At 50.7% G+C, this 17,549-nt stretch carries 23 protein-coding genes; 9 read left to right on the top strand and 14 right to left on the bottom strand.

What is annotated here, in order from left to right:
* The first annotated feature begins 210 nt into the window (after positions 1–210).
* The 5 genes from nhaC (at position 211) to PSCS_RS04405 (ending at position 7,642) form a co-directional block, all read left to right on the top strand.
* Positions 211–1,671, top strand: coding sequence for a Na+/H+ antiporter NhaC (gene nhaC, locus PSCS_RS04390; protein ID WP_068810584.1), 1,461 nt, complete (start codon positions 211–213; stop codon positions 1,669–1,671).
* A gap of 31 nt (positions 1,672–1,702) precedes the next feature.
* A complete protein-coding gene (locus PSCS_RS15825; RefSeq protein ID WP_157885618.1) occupies positions 1,703–2,104 on the top strand; it encodes a hypothetical protein in 402 nt (133 codons plus the stop codon).
* An 83-nt stretch (positions 2,105–2,187) separates the two neighbouring features.
* Positions 2,188–3,489, top strand: a complete 1,302-nt coding sequence (locus tag PSCS_RS04395; RefSeq protein ID WP_158662865.1) for a TolC family protein — start codon at positions 2,188–2,190, stop codon at positions 3,487–3,489.
* A gap of 13 nt (positions 3,490–3,502) precedes the next feature.
* The gene (locus PSCS_RS04400; protein ID WP_068810586.1) at positions 3,503–4,489 is read left to right on the top strand and encodes an efflux RND transporter periplasmic adaptor subunit; all 987 of its coding nucleotides are present in this window, start codon (positions 3,503–3,505) and stop codon (positions 4,487–4,489) included.
* A gap of 9 nt (positions 4,490–4,498) precedes the next feature.
* The gene (locus tag PSCS_RS04405; protein ID WP_068810587.1) at positions 4,499–7,642 is read left to right on the top strand and encodes an efflux RND transporter permease subunit; all 3,144 of its coding nucleotides are present in this window, start codon (positions 4,499–4,501) and stop codon (positions 7,640–7,642) included.
* Positions 7,643–7,772: 130 nt separating this feature from the next.
* Here the strand turns inward: PSCS_RS04405 and PSCS_RS04410 are convergent, their stop codons facing one another.
* The 14 genes from PSCS_RS04410 to PSCS_RS04475 all read right to left on the bottom strand — a co-directional run bounded on the left by PSCS_RS04410 (position 7,773) and on the right by PSCS_RS04475 (position 16,209).
* Positions 7,773–9,179, bottom strand: a complete 1,407-nt coding sequence (locus tag PSCS_RS04410; protein ID WP_068810588.1) for a M20/M25/M40 family metallo-hydrolase — start codon at positions 9,177–9,179, stop codon at positions 7,773–7,775.
* A 127-nt stretch (positions 9,180–9,306) separates the two neighbouring features.
* The gene (locus PSCS_RS15970; RefSeq protein ID WP_068810589.1) at positions 9,307–10,044 is read right to left on the bottom strand and encodes a MauE/DoxX family redox-associated membrane protein; all 738 of its coding nucleotides are present in this window, start codon (positions 10,042–10,044) and stop codon (positions 9,307–9,309) included.
* A gap of 136 nt (positions 10,045–10,180) precedes the next feature.
* On the bottom strand, positions 10,181–10,528 hold the full coding sequence (locus PSCS_RS04420; RefSeq protein WP_068810590.1) for a DUF1840 family protein: 348 nt from the start codon (positions 10,526–10,528) through the stop codon (positions 10,181–10,183).
* Between the two features lie 133 nt (positions 10,529–10,661).
* Complete coding sequence (locus tag PSCS_RS04425; protein ID WP_068810591.1) at positions 10,662–11,063, bottom strand: GFA family protein; 402 nt, start codon at positions 11,061–11,063, stop codon at positions 10,662–10,664.
* Positions 11,064–11,527: 464 nt separating this feature from the next.
* Entirely contained in the window at positions 11,528–11,863 is a 336-nt protein-coding gene (locus tag PSCS_RS04430; RefSeq protein WP_068810612.1) for a cupin domain-containing protein, read from the bottom strand.
* 70 nt (positions 11,864–11,933) lie between these two features.
* Positions 11,934–12,626: a type 1 glutamine amidotransferase gene (locus PSCS_RS04435; protein ID WP_068810592.1), complete on the bottom strand. Its 693-nt coding sequence runs from the start codon at positions 12,624–12,626 to the stop codon at positions 11,934–11,936.
* The gene (locus PSCS_RS04440; protein ID WP_068810593.1) at positions 12,580–13,437 is read right to left on the bottom strand and encodes a sensor domain-containing diguanylate cyclase; all 858 of its coding nucleotides are present in this window, start codon (positions 13,435–13,437) and stop codon (positions 12,580–12,582) included. Before PSCS_RS04440 ends, PSCS_RS04435 begins: the two co-directional genes overlap by 47 nt.
* A 70-nt stretch (positions 13,438–13,507) precedes the next feature.
* Positions 13,508–13,852, bottom strand: coding sequence for a nuclear transport factor 2 family protein (locus PSCS_RS04445; RefSeq protein WP_068810594.1), 345 nt, complete (start codon positions 13,850–13,852; stop codon positions 13,508–13,510).
* Between the two features lie 108 nt (positions 13,853–13,960).
* Positions 13,961–14,455 (bottom strand): AAA family ATPase, encoded by a 495-nt coding sequence (locus tag PSCS_RS04450; protein WP_068810595.1) that lies wholly within the window; start codon positions 14,453–14,455, stop codon positions 13,961–13,963.
* A 99-nt stretch (positions 14,456–14,554) separates the two neighbouring features.
* Positions 14,555–14,962, bottom strand: coding sequence for a VOC family protein (locus PSCS_RS04455; RefSeq protein WP_068810596.1), 408 nt, complete (start codon positions 14,960–14,962; stop codon positions 14,555–14,557).
* Between the two features lie 76 nt (positions 14,963–15,038).
* On the bottom strand, positions 15,039–15,350 hold the full coding sequence (locus tag PSCS_RS04460; protein ID WP_068810597.1) for a type II toxin-antitoxin system RelE/ParE family toxin: 312 nt from the start codon (positions 15,348–15,350) through the stop codon (positions 15,039–15,041).
* Positions 15,338–15,595, bottom strand: coding sequence for a type II toxin-antitoxin system Phd/YefM family antitoxin (locus PSCS_RS04465; RefSeq protein ID WP_068810598.1), 258 nt, complete (start codon positions 15,593–15,595; stop codon positions 15,338–15,340). Before PSCS_RS04465 ends, PSCS_RS04460 begins: the two co-directional genes overlap by 13 nt.
* A 91-nt stretch (positions 15,596–15,686) precedes the next feature.
* Complete coding sequence (gene brnA, locus PSCS_RS04470; protein WP_068810599.1) at positions 15,687–15,956, bottom strand: type II toxin-antitoxin system BrnA family antitoxin; 270 nt, start codon at positions 15,954–15,956, stop codon at positions 15,687–15,689.
* Entirely contained in the window at positions 15,946–16,209 is a 264-nt protein-coding gene (locus PSCS_RS04475; protein WP_068810600.1) for a BrnT family toxin, read from the bottom strand. Before PSCS_RS04475 ends, brnA begins: the two co-directional genes overlap by 11 nt.
* Positions 16,210–16,388: 179 nt before the next feature.
* Between PSCS_RS04475 and PSCS_RS04480 the strand changes: the two genes are divergently transcribed.
* The 4 genes from PSCS_RS04480 to PSCS_RS04495 form a co-directional block, all read left to right on the top strand.
* Positions 16,389–16,661 (top strand): type II toxin-antitoxin system Phd/YefM family antitoxin, encoded by a 273-nt coding sequence (locus PSCS_RS04480; protein ID WP_068810613.1) that lies wholly within the window; start codon positions 16,389–16,391, stop codon positions 16,659–16,661.
* Positions 16,642–16,914, top strand: coding sequence for a Txe/YoeB family addiction module toxin (locus tag PSCS_RS04485; RefSeq protein ID WP_068810601.1), 273 nt, complete (start codon positions 16,642–16,644; stop codon positions 16,912–16,914). The genes PSCS_RS04480 and PSCS_RS04485 overlap by 20 nt, the downstream gene beginning before the upstream one ends.
* 74 nt (positions 16,915–16,988) lie before the next feature.
* Positions 16,989–17,285, top strand: coding sequence for an addiction module protein (locus tag PSCS_RS04490; protein WP_082866404.1), 297 nt, complete (start codon positions 16,989–16,991; stop codon positions 17,283–17,285).
* A gap of 2 nt (positions 17,286–17,287) precedes the next feature.
* Positions 17,288–17,549 (top strand): hypothetical protein (locus PSCS_RS04495; RefSeq protein WP_068810602.1); only part of this gene is annotated, 262 nt, incomplete at its 3' end.

Consider the following 17,549-nt stretch of genomic DNA (forward strand, 5'->3'; position numbering starts at 1 on the left):
TAGCTGGCCGACAGACTGCGAGCATAATGGACTATTCCTGAGTGTACAACGGGCAGCAAGACAGGACTGTTTGATTTGCGACAAAGCGCTAATGCAGTTAAAAGGCGATAAAATCCAGATGATAAGGTGTATTTCAGTACCGGTTTCCGCTAATGTAGGTCAGATTAGAACAATAGCATCAGAATCGGCTGTATAAAGGATTCCTCGCCAATGAACGACAACGCTCAGCCACCCGGGCTGCTAACCGCGCTGACCCCACTTTTTCTGCTATTCATTTTGCTGGCCTACAATGTCGCTGTTTATGGAGATGACTCTCTCAGCGGTGCCAACCAGACTGCCCTGATTATCAGTGCTGCCCTGGCATCGGCCATGACAATGTTGCAGGGTACCAGCTGGGATAAAGTCCAGACACATATGCTGGATAACATTCGTGCCGCCACACCGGCGATTCTAATCCTGTTAATGGTCGGCGCCCTGACTGGCAGCTGGCTGATCAGCGGCATTGTTCCTGCGATGATTTACTACGGACTGGAAGTGTTCAGCCCACAGTACTTCATTGTCAGTGCCTGCGCGGTTACCGCAATTGCAGCCGTGGTCATTGGCAGTTCCTGGTCAACATCAGCCACGCTGGGTGTGGCGCTGATGAGTATCGGTTATGCCATGGGCATCAACCCCGGGCTGGTCGCTGGCGCACTGATCTCCGGTGCCTATTTTGGTGACAAAATGTCGCCTTTATCTGACACCACCAACCTGGCTTCCGGTGTCAGTAACGTTGATCTGTTTACCCACATTCGATACCTGAGCATGACAGCCCTGCCCTCGATTCTGATCACCTTGTTGCTTTATCTCATCATTGGTCTGATCACCGGCAGCGACGCGGCTTCGGTCAATGATACGGAACAATACCGGGCTATCATCCAGCAGCATTTCGCGCTGAACCCCTTGCTGCTACTGGTGCCAGCCGGCGTGATTTTCCTGATCATCCGTCGTGTGCCAGCCTTGCCGGCGCTTTTTGTCGGTACCCTGGCAGGCGTTCTCTGTGCCCTTCTCTTTCAGGGAGAACTGATTCAGCAGCTGAGCGAAGAACTTGGCAATACCTATCAGGTCGCGATGACAGCGCTTTATGGCGACATCGCAATTGCCACCGGCAATGATGTGCTGGATGAACTGTTAAGCACCGGCGGCATGTACGGCATGCTGAACACCATCTGGCTGATTGTGACGGCAATGGTGTTTGGCGGTGCGATGGAAGCTGCTGGCTACCTGTCCCGTATTACCAATGCGCTGATCAGTCGTGTTCACAGTGCAGCGGGGCTGATCACCGCAACCGGCGCCACCTGCATGGTTACCAATGTCTCAGCATCAGATCAGTACCTGGCCGTTGTGGTACCCGGCCGAATGTTCACCAAAGCCTACCAGGAGCGTAACCTGGCGCCGCAGAACCTGAGCCGCACGCTAGAAGACACCGGTACAGTCACCTCTGTGCTGGTACCCTGGAATACCTGCGGTGCCTACCATGCAACCGTACTGGGGGTGGCAACTTTCGCCTACCTGCCCTGGGCATTTTTCTGCCTGATCAGCCCGCTGATGACGCTCTTCTTTGCCTGGGCTGGCATCAAGATTGCCAAACTGTCTGATGACGAAGAGCTGGCAACAGAGGAAGTCGTTTGATTTTTACGCGTTTGTTGGCTAAAGTGTTTGAATGATGCGAAAAGTCGTTCTCTACTTCATGATCTTTCTGATCAGCCTGCAATCGGTTGCGCTGGCGTCTGACAAGCACCAGGTGCACCAGGCAGGCGAATCGCATGTGGATGAACTCATCGCGACCGAGCATCACCATGGCGCGCTAAAGCAATCCGATGAAAGCGATTTCGGGGTTTTTATTGCCAATAGTAGTCATAATCACCACGATCAGAGCTATGACGAAGCTGTGGTTTCTGATCTGGATTGTCAGCATTGCTGCCATTGTCATGGTGTACTGCATCTCATCCATGATGCGCACTTACCACTATCCGACGCCTCAACGGGGAACTCGGTTCCCTCCTATCACTACACTCTCATTCTGTCGGCGATAACGCCTGACCTTCCTCCGCCCATCGCCTGAGCAATAAGCAAAATCGTTATTAACACGAACAAATGTATTGTCATAACAATGCATTAGAAGCTTTTGTTCGGGAGAAATTACCCATGAAAAATCATTATGCTGTTCGCCTCTGGCTGACAGCCGTGCTGAGTGTGTACGTCGTCAGCGCTATGCCGCAGACGTTGGCGCAGTCAGTTGATAATACACTGACATTGACCCAGGCCGTTGAACGTACGCTTGAAGCTTACCCAAGCTTGCGGCGCTTTAGCATTCTGGATCGCCAGCAGTCGATGGAAGTCGATATAGCCGCATTAAAACCCGGCTACACCGTCGATGTTGAACTGGAGAACGCCTTTGGCAGCCGTCAATTTCAGGGCGTAGACAGTGCAGATCTGACCATCGCCCTGTCCTCTGTCATTGAACTTGGGGGCAAGCGGGAGGCGAGAACCTCGCTTGCGCAAGCTCGCATGCAAAAAACGGCGACCCAGCAACGCGTGATGACGCTGGATGTATTGGGCAAACTGGTTGCCGATTATATTGCGGTACTCAGTACCCAGGAAGATCTGGCGCTCAAGCGTGAAGCCAGGCAAATTTCTGCTGATATGCTTCGCTCTGTGCAAAACCGTTTTGATAATGGCGCCGCTTCGGAAGCGGAACTGATGCTGGCCAGGGCGCGTCTGTCACAAGCTGAAATAGCCCTGGATCAGGTCTCGGCTGAGCTGGAGCGTGGTCAAATATCTCTTTCCCTTTATTGGGGGGAAGCGAACCCCACCTTTGATCGTCTTGAAGGGAATTTTCTGCATTTTGATCCACTGAGGCCAGTTGACGGTTTGCTGGACCTGCTAAGTGAATCCCCTGCTCTGGAAATTTATGCCGACCGGGCGCGTATTCAAGCGGCTGAGCTAAGTCTTCAGGCCAGTCAAAGCCGCCAGGATGTTGCCTGGCAGTTTGGCCTGCGACACCTTGCCGGCAGCAACGATACGGCGATGGTAGCTGGCGTTTCCATTCCACTTTTTGTCGCGCAACGCAACCAGGCCTACCTGGAGCGTGAGCGGCTGGATCAGCAGTTAGTGTCCATAGAACGAGAGCAGGCATTACTCGATCTGCAAAGCCGATTGATGCGTGCCTATTCACTTTACCAGCAGGCAGTCGCAGCAGCGACTCGCATGAGAGGTGATGTCGTCCCCGACCTGGAACGAGCACTGGTCGTGACACGTGATAGCTACGAACAGGGTCTGCTGCGTTATCAGGAGCTGATTTTAGCCGAACAGGAACTGCTTGATGCCAGGGCCACCCTGATTGATCAGGCAACACGGGGTCACCAGAGTCTGGCGCTGATTGAACAGCTGACCGGCATGACACTGCGGATGACATCCGACACCACGCCCCCCCCTTCAGCTCAATAAACAGGATAATGATATGAATATTTTCAAAGATAGTTTTGCCGGTGTTGTTGCCCTGATGATGGTGGTTATGCTGGCACTGTTTTCGGCAGGAACGCTTGCGCAAGAACATAATGAGTCTGAGCATGAACACAACGAGTCGGAGCAAGAGTTTGATGAATCCGGGCATGAACACGATTCAGGCTTAGCCCACACAGAAGTTCATGAAACCGCAATATCGGCAGAGGCCGCACGACAGGCTGGTATAGAGGTCTCCCAGGCAGGTCCCGGTGTGATCTCACAAACCGTAACCGCCTACGGCAGACTGGCTGTGGGGCCAGAGCAAATCAGCCATGTCAGGGCACGTTATACCGGTACCATTCGCGAAGTTAACGCTACACTTGGAGAACGGGTCGAAGCCGGACGGCAACTGGCGCAGATTCAGTCGAATGAAAGCCTTTCCAGCTATGCGATTACCGCACCTATCAGTGGTGTGGTCCTGGAGCGGCATGCTAATGCGGGAGAAGTCACTCAGGATCAGGTGCTGTTTACCATCGTGGATTTTGATGGCTTATGGGCTGAGTTGCAGATATTCCCCCGCACCCAGCCAGGTGTTGAACCTGGCCAGTCAGTCACTGTCCTGGTCAACGATAACCGGATTCCCGCTGCAATTGATCAGTTGCTTCCCTCGCTCGATCGTCCTTATGTGACAGCCCGGGTCAGCCTGGCAAACAGCCCGCAAGCATTGATGCCGGGCGAACTTGTCAGCGCTGAAATCGAGATTAGCAGCGAGAGCAAAGTACTTGTCATTCCCCGGAAGGCCCTGCAAACCATGGAAGGTGAAACCGGCGTCTTTGTTCAGTCAGGTGAAGACTATCGTTTTGTGCCGGTGCAAATCGGCGAACAAGACAGTGTCAATGCTGAGGTCTTAAGCGGACTGCAGACGGGAGATACCTACGTGAGCGGCAACAGCTTTTTTATTAAGGCGGATATCCAGAAATCTCAGGCTGAACACAGCCATTAAGGAGCGCATATGATTAATTTACTACTGCGCTTCTCAATAGCGCGACGATACCTGATACTTTCTTTTTGCCTGGTGATTATCGCCGGCGGTGTCTGGAGCTATCAGCAATTACCTATTGATGCTGTGCCCGACATCACCAATGTCCAGGTCCAGATCAATACCTCAGCACCGGGTTACTCGCCGCTGGAGGTTGAGCAACGGGTCACCTACCCGATTGAAACAGCCTTGTATGGTCTGCCTGCTCTGGACTATACACGTTCGTTGTCCCGATACGGCCTTTCACAGGTGACAGTAGTCTTCGATGAAGGTACCGATATCTATTTTGCCCGGAACCTGATCAATACTCGACTGGCCTCAATTGGCAGTGTCATTCCAGAAGGTATTGAACCTGAGATGGGGCCGATATCCACTGGCCTGGGCGAAATATTCATGTATACAGTGACTGCTGAGCCAGACGCCAGAAAGCCTGACGGCAGTCCTTATACTGCCCAGGATCTCAGGGAAATCCAGGACTGGATCATCAAGCCACAACTGTCGCAGGTCAATGGCGTCGTTGAGGTCAACAGTATTGGCGGTTATGACAAGCAATACCATGTGTTACCTGATACAACCCGTATGCTCAACATGGGTGTGACGCTTGAGGATATCAATACAGCGCTGGAGGAAAACAATGACAACCGTGGTGCCGGCTTTATCGAGCGAAACGGCCAACAGTTGTTGGTTCGTTCCCCTGGGCAGTTGACCAATATCGAGGATATCGCCAATGTCATCGTGAAAAATGTTGACCAGGCACCAATAAGAGTCGGCGATATTGCCGAAGTTGCTATTGGCAGTGCTTTGCGAACCGGTGCCGCAACAGCCGATGGCAAAGAAACGGTATTGGGTACAGCCATGATGCTGCTCGGTGAGAACTCTCGCACGGTAGCCCAGGATGTGGCTGACAGCCTGGGCGTGATCCAGGGCTCATTGCCCGAAGGCATCAACGCCAATGCCGTGTATGACAGAACGGCACTGGTGGATAAGGCCATCGCGACGGTTAGCAAAAACCTCATCGAGGGTGCATTGCTGGTGATTGCAGTATTGTTTGTGCTGCTGGGCAACCTGCGTGCGGCACTGATCACAGCTGCGGTAATACCGTTGACCATGCTGATGACATTAACGGGTATGGTCCGTACCGGGGTTTCTGCCAACCTGATGAGTCTGGGTGCACTGGACTTCGGGTTGATTGTTGATGGTGCTGTCATCATTGTGGAGAACGCGGTCAGACGGCTGTCACAGCGCCAGACTGGTGAGGTGTTGCCGTTAAAACAGCGTCTGGAAACGGTTTATGTCGCCACGGCAGAAGTGATCCGGCCTAGTGTCTTTGGAATCATTATTATCACTGCTGTTTACCTGCCTATCTTCGCGCTGACCGGTGTTGAAGGTAAAATGTTTCAACCAATGGCGCTCACTGTGACCATTGCCCTGCTCTGTGCCATGGCGCTCAGTTTTACCTTTGTGCCGGCTGCAGTCGCGGTAGTGATGAACAAACCGGTTCAGGAAAAAGAAAATATAGTGATACGTGGCGCAAAAAGAATTTACGAACCGGTCTTGGCGCTGGCCATTAAAGGACGAGCGCTGCTAGCAGGCTTTACTGTTCTGCTGGTAGCAGGCTGTCTCTGGCTGGCCACACACATGGGAACCGAGTTCATTCCGCAACTGGATGAAGGTGACTTTGCAGTTCAAGCCATTCGGATTACCGGCACCAGCCTCGAGCAGTCGGTGGCAATTCAGCAGCGGATCGAAAAATCCCTGATTGCCATGCCGGAAATCGAGACGGCTTTTACTCGAATTGGCACAGCAGAAATTGCCACTGACCTGATGCCGCCGAATATTGGCGATGGCTATGTGATTCTTTCACCCAAAGACACCTGGCCCAATCCAGATAAAAGCAAAGCTGAACTGATTGCAGAGGCTGAACAGCGATTGAATCAGATTCCGGGCAGTAACTATGAATACAGTCAGCCCATTGAACTGCGTTTCAATGAACTGATTTCCGGGGTTCGTGCTGATCTCGGCATCATGTTGTTTGGTGATGACTTTGACATTCTTCGCAGTCGGGCAGATGACATTCTCGAGCAGGTAAATCAGACCCCTGGTGCCGCTGATGCTCGCATTGAGCAGGTTGATGGCCTGCCTACCTTGTCTGTCGTGCCCAATCGAACAGCGCTTGGACGTTATGGCTTGAATGTCAGTTATCTTCAGGAATGGGTAGCCACTGCGGTGGGTGGTCATACTGCCGGCATCATCTATGAAGGCGACAGACGGTTTGAGCTGGTTGTCAGGTTGCCCGAGTTAGTACGGCAGAACACGGAGAAGCTCAAGGTGCTTCCGGTTCCAGTGCAGGATCAGGCGGGTGATACGCTGTTTGTCCCGTTACAGGAGCTGGCCCGTGTTGAGATGTCACCTGGTCCTGCCCAGATAAGCCGGGAAAACGGTAAACGCCGTATTGTGGTCACAGCAAATGTCCGGGAACGAGACCTGGGCAGTTTTGTTGAAGAGGTGCGGGAGAATGTTGTCAGCAATGTCGATATTCCACCCGGTTACTGGCTGGAATATGGTGGTACATTTGAGCAGCTGGCTTCAGCGACTGAGCGCCTGTCGCTGGTCGTGCCACTGACGCTGGTAATGATATTGGGCTTACTGGTGATGGCCTTTTCCTCGTTTAAAGATGCGCTGATCATTTTCAGTGGCGTACCACTGGCGTTAACGGGCGGGATTCTCTCGCTGTATTTGCGAGGCATGCCGCTATCGATTTCTGCCGGTGTCGGTTTCATCGCCCTGTCTGGTGTCGCTGTGTTGAATGGTCTGGTGATGCTGACCTTTATCCGCAACCTCTGGCACGAAGGCCTTCCTTTGCAGGAGGCCATTCATCGTGGCGCACTAACCCGACTCAGACCCGTGCTAATGACAGCATTGGTCGCCAGCCTCGGCTTTGTGCCAATGGCTTTCAACACGGGCACGGGTGCAGAGGTACAGCGTCCACTGGCGACAGTGGTGATTGGCGGCATTATCTCTTCGACGTTATTGACATTGGTGGTACTCCCGGCACTATATGGCTGGGTGCATCAGCGGACTCAACGCAAGCAAGAGACTGAAAGTGGCTTTGCATAATCGCGTGATCGCGTAATTGGCATAATTGGTACGCCTTGAGATATTGAGTCAAAAGGATGAGCCAAATAACTGAAAAAGCCGGGCTGAACGATTCTAGCCCGGCTTTTTAACATGTAAACGATCAAACGGTTTATCTAGTCACGACGTTACGCAGTACCGTGTAAAAATCTTCTACACCCTGACGGAACAAATCAGCAGGCACACGTTCGTCATTGCCATGCACGCCGGTATGCTCACCAACATCAGTAATCATGGGATTGAACCCGTAGCTGATGATACCCAGGTCACGGGTAAAGTGACTGTCCGTAAAACCGGTACTGACTGAAGGCAATACTCGCGATCCCGGATGCAGCTCGCCAGTGACATTTTCAATGGCACGGAACAACTGGGTGTTAGTGCTTGAGATCGCTGGCGTGAATGCCATAATCACTTCCACCTCCACCCCGGCCGGTTCAATCAAGGCTGTTAACTCATCAACAAACTGTTCTGCCGGTTTGTCAGGCAGAATACGACAATCCAGTTCCGCCCAGGCTGTCGGTGGCACCACATTGATCTTGTTGGAAGCCTCGAAGCGGGTCATGGAGCACGTGTCACGTAACAACGCATGATGGCCGGGCCTGCTTTCGTGCAGTTGACTGATAAATTCAGGATCATTAATCGCTGAACGCACATCGGCATACCCGCTCGCTGCCCAGTCTGATGTCATGTTCGCTGACAGCCCCTGAAAATAGCGCTGGACCGGATCAATAACACGGGGAGGAAACGGATTTTCCAGCAGTAAATTCAGGGCAGTGACAATACGTGTCACAGATGAAGTGACACGTGGCGATGAACCATGACCTGGTACATCCACTGAATTCAGTCGCAGCCACACGGGTACTTTTTGAGTGACCTCGACACCGAAAGTGATGTCATCTTCAATACGCGTACCGCCACCACCTTCATTTAGCAGAAAACCGGCATCTGCAAAAATTTCCGGATGGTTTTCGATCAACCAGCCAACACCGTACATTCCACCGGCCTCTTCATCGGCAGTCGCCAGAAAAATCACATCGCGATTCAGCTCCACCCCTGAACGATGCAGGTTCAGAAAACTGACCAGGTGGGCAATGCCCAGCCCTTTCATATCCCGGGTGCCACGACCATAGATATAACCATCACTGAGATCACCGGACAGGGGCTCAAAGGACCAGTGTTCACGATCTGCTGGAACGACATCAGTGTGCTGCAAAAGTATGATGGCTGGTTCATCACCGCCCTCAAGCCTGGCCCAGATATTACCTCGCCCAGGTGCGCTTTCAGCCGTCTCGTATTCAATACCTTCACGGTCAAAGATTTCGCTGTAGAATTCTACGGCGCGGTACTCATTACCAGGTGGGTTAACCGTGTCGATGCGGACAAATTCCTGTAACCACTCCACGGCCTGTTGACTGTCAATGAGATCTGAACTGCTGCCCTGGGCCAGCGACGTACTGGCCAGACCAAGACAGCATGCAGGTAAAACGATATGGCTGATAAGTCGACGTGCCAGCTTCATCCTGTGCTCCTGGGTTGTATTATGTTGTCTCCCGAGCATAGCACTTGTGTAGCGTTTGTCGAATACCAGATGATACATCTATCTGAAAAGGTTGAAATTGCTCATATATGGTGCGGAAGTTGTCAGTTTATAAAACTGATAACAGCATCCAGGCACCAGCGCCAATCATGAAAAGGTTTTCAGTCAGTGAAATGAAGCCCAGTGGTACATTGCTGTCACCACCGACACAGGCGCACTTCAGCTCCCTTTTTTCGATATAGACTGCCTTGAATACCGATATTGCGCCAACGGTACCAATAAACAATGAAACCGGTGCGAACAGTAAATGCCAGACACCCAGAAGCATACCCAGACCAGCGTAGGCTTCGGCAAAGGGATAAACATAGGCGTACCTCACACGTCGCATGGCCAGCAAATCATAGGTAATAAACTGATTACTGAATGCTGTCAGATCCTGCAGTTTCTGCACCGCAAGAACCAGCATGCTTAACCCAACAAAGTGAATCAGAACGGGGCCTGGCTGCAGCCCGCTTTGGCTCGACCACACCAATGCCAGGGCAGCGAGAAAACAGGCGGAAAAGATGGCAATCACAGGTTTGTAGGTGGTACCACTACCGCCTTCTTCCTCCAGGCCAAAATGTTCTCTGAGGGCGTCATAACCACCTATACGTTCACCATCGATATATGTCTGAGGCGTGGTATCAACGTTGTGAGCTTCTTTAAATCGCTCGACTTCTTCGCGGGTTTTGAAGGTATTGTCATCGATTTTGAACTTTTTACGGCGCAGCAAATCTCTGGACTTCAGCCCGAACGGACAAATATGCTCGTCAGTTTCCATTCGGTAAAGCGTGGCATGTTGCGACATCGGTTACCTCCTGCTTGAAAGCTTCGTCAATCAGGGTAACAGGATGTTGTTCATTGTATCGAATTCAGGGTGGAGACAACTTAGTGGAACTACCCTTTAGCCAGGGCCAGAACCAGCGTTGGCGCCGGTGTCAGCGTCAGTCCGGACGCCACATGACATAACCGTCTGAGTCCCTGGCTCGACGCAGCATTGTCATCAGAGGTGCGGCCCGGGCTGACAGCGTCACTTCTTCGGCAGAGTCGCTGTCTTCATCTTCATCCCATTCGTCGTCTGCCTGGTTCTCATCAGCTTTCGTGCTGGCCGGTGATTTATCCTGCTCGCGCGCCATGGCGGACGTCAAGCGATCCATTGCCGAGGCCAGCGCCTCACCGCTGACCGACCCTTCCGTGCTGCCACCGTGGCCCATCATGGTGAGCAATTGATCGGCGGTGCTATCGAGCATGACGAATTCCGCTGACTCCTCACTGTAGAATTTGATCAACATCAGGGTATCTCCTTTGTTTTCTTGCCTTGGTATATGGCTACTCTGGGCTATTGCCGTCTTTTTTACTTACGCGATTCCGTGCAATTGCTGCGTCTTACGATACACGACGTGTAGCGCACCTTGCGTGCCGTTGCTATGTTGGCAGCGCCTCAAACGTTGGCAATGCCTCTAACTCTCTATCCCAGGCAGCTTTACTGGATGTAAATAGATGAGCTGTTGGCAACATAGTGAACTCAGTATCCAGGCATCCGGCAGGAACAACAAGCAGACCTGCCTGATGGGTGCTTGGCAATGCGGAACCACAAAACTTACAAAAACTTTTGTTGTGGCGAGTACCTGGTAGCGTAAAGGTAGTCACCGAATCTGCACCGGCTAACCAGGTCAGTTTAGCTGACTGTGAAAATAAGTTTGCCGCATGCGCAGACCCGGTATCTTTTTGGCAATGCTGACAGTGACAAAGGTAAAAACTATCAAACCGCCCTTGCACGGCAAATTTCGCCGTGCCACACAGACAAGAACCAGAGTAATCAGTCATCAAATTCCCTTATTCTAAGATATGTAGGTAATGCACAGGTTTAGCCGAAGTTAAACGACCGCGAAGTAGCGAGATCGATTAGCTTGACAGGAATTCACAGATTACTCTGGCATGCTCATTAAGAAATTCGGTCTTATTCGGCATGGCATCAACAATATGTGGTGGTGGCAAGTCCATATACGAGAAATGGCCGGCACCTTCATTAATCTGAATCTCGATGTTCTCCCGGTCGGGCATGTTTTCAGCTAACCACTCGCTTTGAGCCGTAGAAGCCAACCGCTCAAAGTGTGGTGCGATAACGAACCACCCTTCGGCGGCCAGAGTGTCCAGCAGAGTCGCGTGTCTTTCGGGGTTTCCCCCGACAAAACACTTGTTGCTGAAGAGTCTGGGCCGCGTACAGAGACCTCAAAGGATGCTGCCCCATCGTGTAAGATCTTGGTTTCCATCAATACTTCTTCCCTGAATCATTGCCCTGGCGCTGATGAATAATGAACTGCGAGCCAAACCGTTTCGGTATCTGGCTTTGTCCATGACACCCTGTGTTTTGTGTGAGCAGGTATATTGATAAAGCTACCTTCAACTAGTTTCGCCTGCTCACCTGACTCGTATTCAATGATGGCTTCACCTTTCAGGACAATGACCCATTCATTCCGGGTTTCGTCATACCAGCCTGATTCAGGTGATTGATGCCCTTTTGAGATGATTCGCTCTATTTTTACATTATTACTTTGCGCAAGCGTTTCAAAGATCTCTTTGTCAATGTTGTCGGGAATTGACTGGAATATGTTTTCTGAATTCATTTGGATTCCCAAGTTCATCTAAGTGCTCAGGAAAAGCGTCTTCGAGTTGTAAAATCATAATCGATTTCATTCATCCACTATTGCTTGCATGCAGATATTCGAGAATGCTTCCCATTAAGCGGTTTATTGATGAATAACGTTCTTCAGGAGCGGAAAGAATTTCAGTTTCAGTTTGAATATACAACCCTTCGACAAGCTCATCTCTACAATTCTCGACGATAGATTGTGCTGATACTGGTGTTGTTTCTAAATGAAACTGCAAACCGATAACATTGCTACCAATTTGAAAGGCTTGGTTGTTACAGCCTTGACTCTTTGCTATTTGGACTGCGCCTGCTGGCAGGCTGAAAGTTTCACCATGCCAATGGAATACTTCGGTTTCCTCTGGAAACCGATAAGCAGAAGAATTTTCCAGATCAACCGCTTCAACAGGAAACCACCCGATTTCTTTTTCTGAATTTGGACAAACTTTGCCACCCATTGCATCAGTGATTAGCTGAGCGCCCAAACAGATTCCAAGAACAGGCTTTCCGGCTTCAATAGCGCTTTTAATAAAGTTTTTCTCTTCTATGAGCCAAGGATATTGTGACTCATCATTTACACTCATTGGACCACCCGTGACAATGAGAAAATCAATCTCTTCAATACCAGGAAGCACTCCTGAATTGAAAAACTGGGTGTTCGATATCGCGTAACCAGCATTTAGAAGCCAAGGCTTAATACTGAGATCGCCGTTTCCGCCGGTACATATTAGCGTCAGCACGACTCAACAGGGTGTCTGCGTCTTCCCCGTCCGCTGGATAACAAGCCACTCCGATACTGCAAGATGGTGTCTTGATATTGCCGAATTCGGCACCCAGGGGAGCGGCCACTGCTGCGATGATCTGCTCCACTTTTCTGGATACGGTTTCCACCGACTGGATGTCCGTCAACAGCACAGTGAATTCATCGCCACCCATCCGGGCCACAGTGTCCGTCTCCCGAATGCAGTCCTTCAGCCGTCCTGCCATCATGCAAAGCACCCGGTCACCCATGGCATGTCCATGGACATCATTGATGTGCTTGAAGTCATTGAGGTCAAGAAACAACAAAGCCAGGCTGTTCTGATGGCGATGGGCCGCACGCATGGCTGATTCCAGTCTCTCATGGAACAGCAGCCGGTTGGCAAGCCCTGTTAAAGGGTCGTGATGGGCGAGGAAACGCAGTTTCTCCTCGGTCTGCCTCAAGGCCGTCACATCCCGCGCCACGCCGATCCGGACACCGTCTTCTTCGGAATAGCGGGCAGACCAGAGGATATAGACCGTAGTGCCATCCTTGTGGATATAACGGTTACAGAAGTCGTTGTGGGGCTGACCTTCCATAACTTGAATAATGGACGCACGTGTGGCCCCCTGGTCATCTGGATGCACATAGTTGCTGATCGACGTGCCCATCAATTCATCGGCACGATATCCGAGCAGTGGCTCGCATGCATCGCTCACATAGACGACCTGATCATCCTGGTCGACTACAAAGACAGCGTCATGTAACAAATTGGTCAGTTTGGGAAAGAGCGCTTTCAGATCAACAGGCATAGTTCAGGGAGATTTTGTGATTCATATAAGGCAAGTATAGTTCAATCGCTCAGCAGATTGTTGAAAAAACCTAACGAGTCGAGTCTCCAAAGCGATAATGGGCAAACGCCTCGATAACCTCGCCGTGCTCGTCGAATATGAACACCTCCGTCGCTAGTCGGTCATTGGATATTGACCGATAGTGAATCGTTGCGTCACTAAAGTCGAGCTCGATAATGCGCGGCGAACTCATACGGAACTCTTCGGTGTAGTGCGAGAGTATGCGTTCTAGATCATGGGCATTCCATGCCTCGATCCATTCCCTGGCGAAATGGTCAGCGAATTCTTGGTTCATCCGGAAGTCCGAATCCTGTGCTGAGAGTGATATTGGAAGTAAGGCAAGCAACAGCAGCGATGCTCGAATAGTCCTTTTCATGAGTTTTTCCTTTTCTTTCAGGGCAGTCGTACCCCTCAAATCCGAGGTCGTAACGCCCTGATAGTTATCCAAATGCCCAATCGACGATGATGGGCACTATTGCGATGGTTATGCATTTGCCTCAACTACGGTTGTGTTGAACCCCTCTTCAGGTGTGGGTGCAACAAAGTACCTTGTGACCATTTCAAACATCTCTTCCGTATCAGTTGCCGCTCTCTGAGGTTGTTCTATCCGCCTTTTAGCGATTTGCCCGAGGCAAATCTCATTTGGTTGATCAATGTAGATTAGTTCATGTGGAGCTTGGATCTCTGAAAAAATGCTTTTAAACCACTCTCGTTGCGGAATTGTATTTGCCGGAAAATCCATTACCACGTCAGATCCAGACACCAAGATCGATTGAACCAATTTCTTCATTTGAGGCTTAAGCCGGTCAGAATATTCAATGTAATCTTCTAAGGTCTTGATGCTATTCGGATAAATAGATGAAAGCCAATCGTCTTCTGAGAGCAGCACGGCGTTTCGCTCTTGGGAGATTTCACGAGACTTTGTAGTTTTCCCTGCCCCCATTTTTCCGCAGAAAAATGTCAATGCTCCTTTATTCATTTCTTACCTCGTATTGCATAACGCCGCGCATACCGACCGGCGCGAGCTTGCGAGCGTCCGGCTGCCGACGCTTGGTTATGTGTTGACTCTGCCGCCACGTTAATCCGATAGGTTGAGTTGCCAAGACACGCCGTACCTGTCCTTCAGCCACCCGAACTTCTGGCTAAAGCCATAGTTATCCAAAGGCATCAGCTCCGAGCCGCCGTCGGCTAAGGCCCGAAAAGCCCCCTCAATTTCGCTCAGGGACTCACACTCGACATACAATGACATGGAGGGAGTAAAACTAAATTGGTGATCAAGGTGACTGTCCAGCGCCATTAACTCGGTTCCGTTTATCGTAAACCGGGCCATTTTGGTCGAACCTTCTGGCTCATGCTCACCGGCTCCGTAGCGCTGAATATCGGTGATCTGTGAACCAGGAAATAAAGAGATATAGAACCTGATTGCCTCCTCGGCTTTCCCGGCCTGCTCCCCGACAAACATGAGCGAAGTCGTGATGGATTTCATCTGCTCCTCCAATCTGATGAGTACACATAGCGCCCGTATTCACGCGCCAGCATCGCTGGTCGCGTGCAATTGATTGTTAGCTGTCCAACTCAGGCTCTAAAAGAAATCTGCGAAGCTGCCTTTCTTCTCTCATGACATGCAAAATAAGAACAACTTCATCTTCGCTGCGATAAAAAATCCGGCAAGGTCTAACATACAGCTCTCGGTAGATCGAATCAGGCAGCTCTGGTGGAGCATGGCCAGACTCCGGAAATTGCTCAAGCCGTTCAACTGTAGAGAAGATCGTCTTCACAAGGTTTGAAGCCGCACTGGGCTTATCCAGAGCAATGTATTCCGCGATCTCCTCCAATTGGTCCAACGCCGGGTCTGTCCATATTACTTCAGCCACTTCTGCATCCGCTTCTTGGCTTTGCTATGGGAGGTTGTCTTGCCCTCCAGAATTGCCCGCTCTCCCTTGGACAATCCTTCCAGCAGTGCCAGTCTGCGCTGCATAAATTCATAGTCATGAACATCAACCAGATAGGCTGACGGCTGACCATGTTCGGTTATTAAGACGGCCTCTTTGCTTTCGTGCAAATCAGCCAGGATCTTCGTTGCTTGACGCTTGAGGTTGGTGACTAGTTCAACTTTCATGGGCTACCCCTCCTGAAGTATCACTATAGTATCACTTCAGCAAGGTTCCGACTACAGCGTACTTGTTGCGAATTTGACAGCTAACGCTCCGCTAATGTGCACCGCTTGCGGCGTCACCATTCAGCGGTTTGTTAGCAGCTTCTGCCTTTAAACGCTCAACCAGCCAGACTTTGATAATAGACTGCCGAGTAACACCAATACGAGCCGCCTCACGATCCAATGACTCTACTACCCATGAAGGGAAGTCGACGTTGATACGCTTCTGATCCTGGTTGGCGCGACGCGCCGTGGATAGGTCAAGATCATCAATGATGTCTTTTTTGCCTTGGTCGAACTTCTTGTCAAAATCTTTAGCTTTCATATAACTCTACCTCTCTTGTCCGGGAACGCCTTACAGAAATGAGCCGGATCGTTCCGTTTCTGTAGGTGACGACGGCAGACCAGTGCTTGGAGCCTATACGGCCTATGGCCAAAAACCGAGGTTCATCATCGGATCTGGCCCGAATCTCCAGTAGATCGGGATCTTCCCATAGCACTTGGGCATCCAGAAAGTCGATACCGTGTTTCTCCAGATTGGCCTGACTTTTGTCGTCGTCGTACTCGAAATTGCTCATGAGTATAAATTATCCCTTTTCTACTCAATTGGCAAGAGAGGTGGATTTCAGGTGGCTGTTAACGCCCATCAACAACGGCGCCAGCTTCGCTGGCGTCCGATTGCTTGTGATTGCTTGTGGTTGTTAGGGCAGCTAGAGTATACTTGTACGGCATTCCCGTACATATATTGGTGGTTGCGATGGAAACAGTAAGTGTAAATAAGTTCAGGGATAACCTGAAAAAGCTTGTAGAACAAAGTGTTAGTAGACATGAACCAATAAGGATCTCCCGACGATCTGGGCAAGACTTTGTGGTGATGAGCGCTGAAGACTGGGAGCGCGAGCAGGAAACGCTGTATGTTCTGCAAAACAGTAGTCTGATGCGGCAACTGGCTGAGTCGGCCAAAACCCACGCACAGCGTAAAGGATACACGCCGACCAAAGAGCAAATGGATGAGATCACTGGTATTTGAGAGCAAGACCTGGGAGGCGTATGAAGCCATGCGCCAAAAGGACAAAAAACTGCACGATGCGACTCGCAAGATAATTAAAGTGCTCATTCGCTGCGACAACCCCGCTGTTGGATTGGGTAAACCTGAACCGCTGAAGCATAACCTGTCCGGTTTTTGGTCCAGACGCATATCCCAGAAGGATAGGATTGTGTATCGGTTCGATGAATCATCAATCTACATCTTCGCTCTGGGTGGTCACTACGACGAGCCCTAACGCCGCCAACACGCGCAGCTTTGTAGTGGAGGTGAAGCCGCAGCGAAAAAGCTGTCGCTGTGCTTGGCCTTGTTATGGGATGTATTTTGCTGCATCATTTAACCATTACCGCTTTGTTATTTTTGGTAAATACGATGGATACAGCCCAACTTGAAAGTATTACAAACGCCGCTATGACACTGTCTGAGCGAGAGCGAGCCAAACTTGCGCATGATTTGGTAGCAAGTTTGGATGGCCCTGCCGATATTAGCGTCGCAGAGGCCTGGGATTCTGAAATTTGCCGTAGAATCAATGACATTGAATCTGGCAAAACAGAACTCATGGATGCAGATGAAGCCATTGCACGTGCTAGGGCTCGGATAAGGAGCTGATTTTGAAGGTAAAGGTTAGCACGGAAGCTACCGAAGAGTTGATCGAAGCCGTTGCGTGGTACGAATTGGAAGTCCCCGGCCTTGGAGGCCAACTGATCGATACGTTTGAGCAGGCTACAACCAGGCTCAGTAAACCAAACCCTCCGCTTATACCCATGGTTGGTGAAGCTTCCAAGCTGGGAGCTAAAAGACTTATTCTTCAACGATTTCCTTTCTCCCTTGTGACGATAGTCGATAACCAAACGATCACTGTTGTCGCTTTTG

The sequence above is a fragment of the Pseudohongiella nitratireducens genome (genome assembly GCF_001642735.1).
In the GTDB taxonomy this organism is placed as follows: Bacteria; Pseudomonadota; Gammaproteobacteria; order Pseudomonadales; family Pseudohongiellaceae; genus Pseudohongiella; species Pseudohongiella nitratireducens.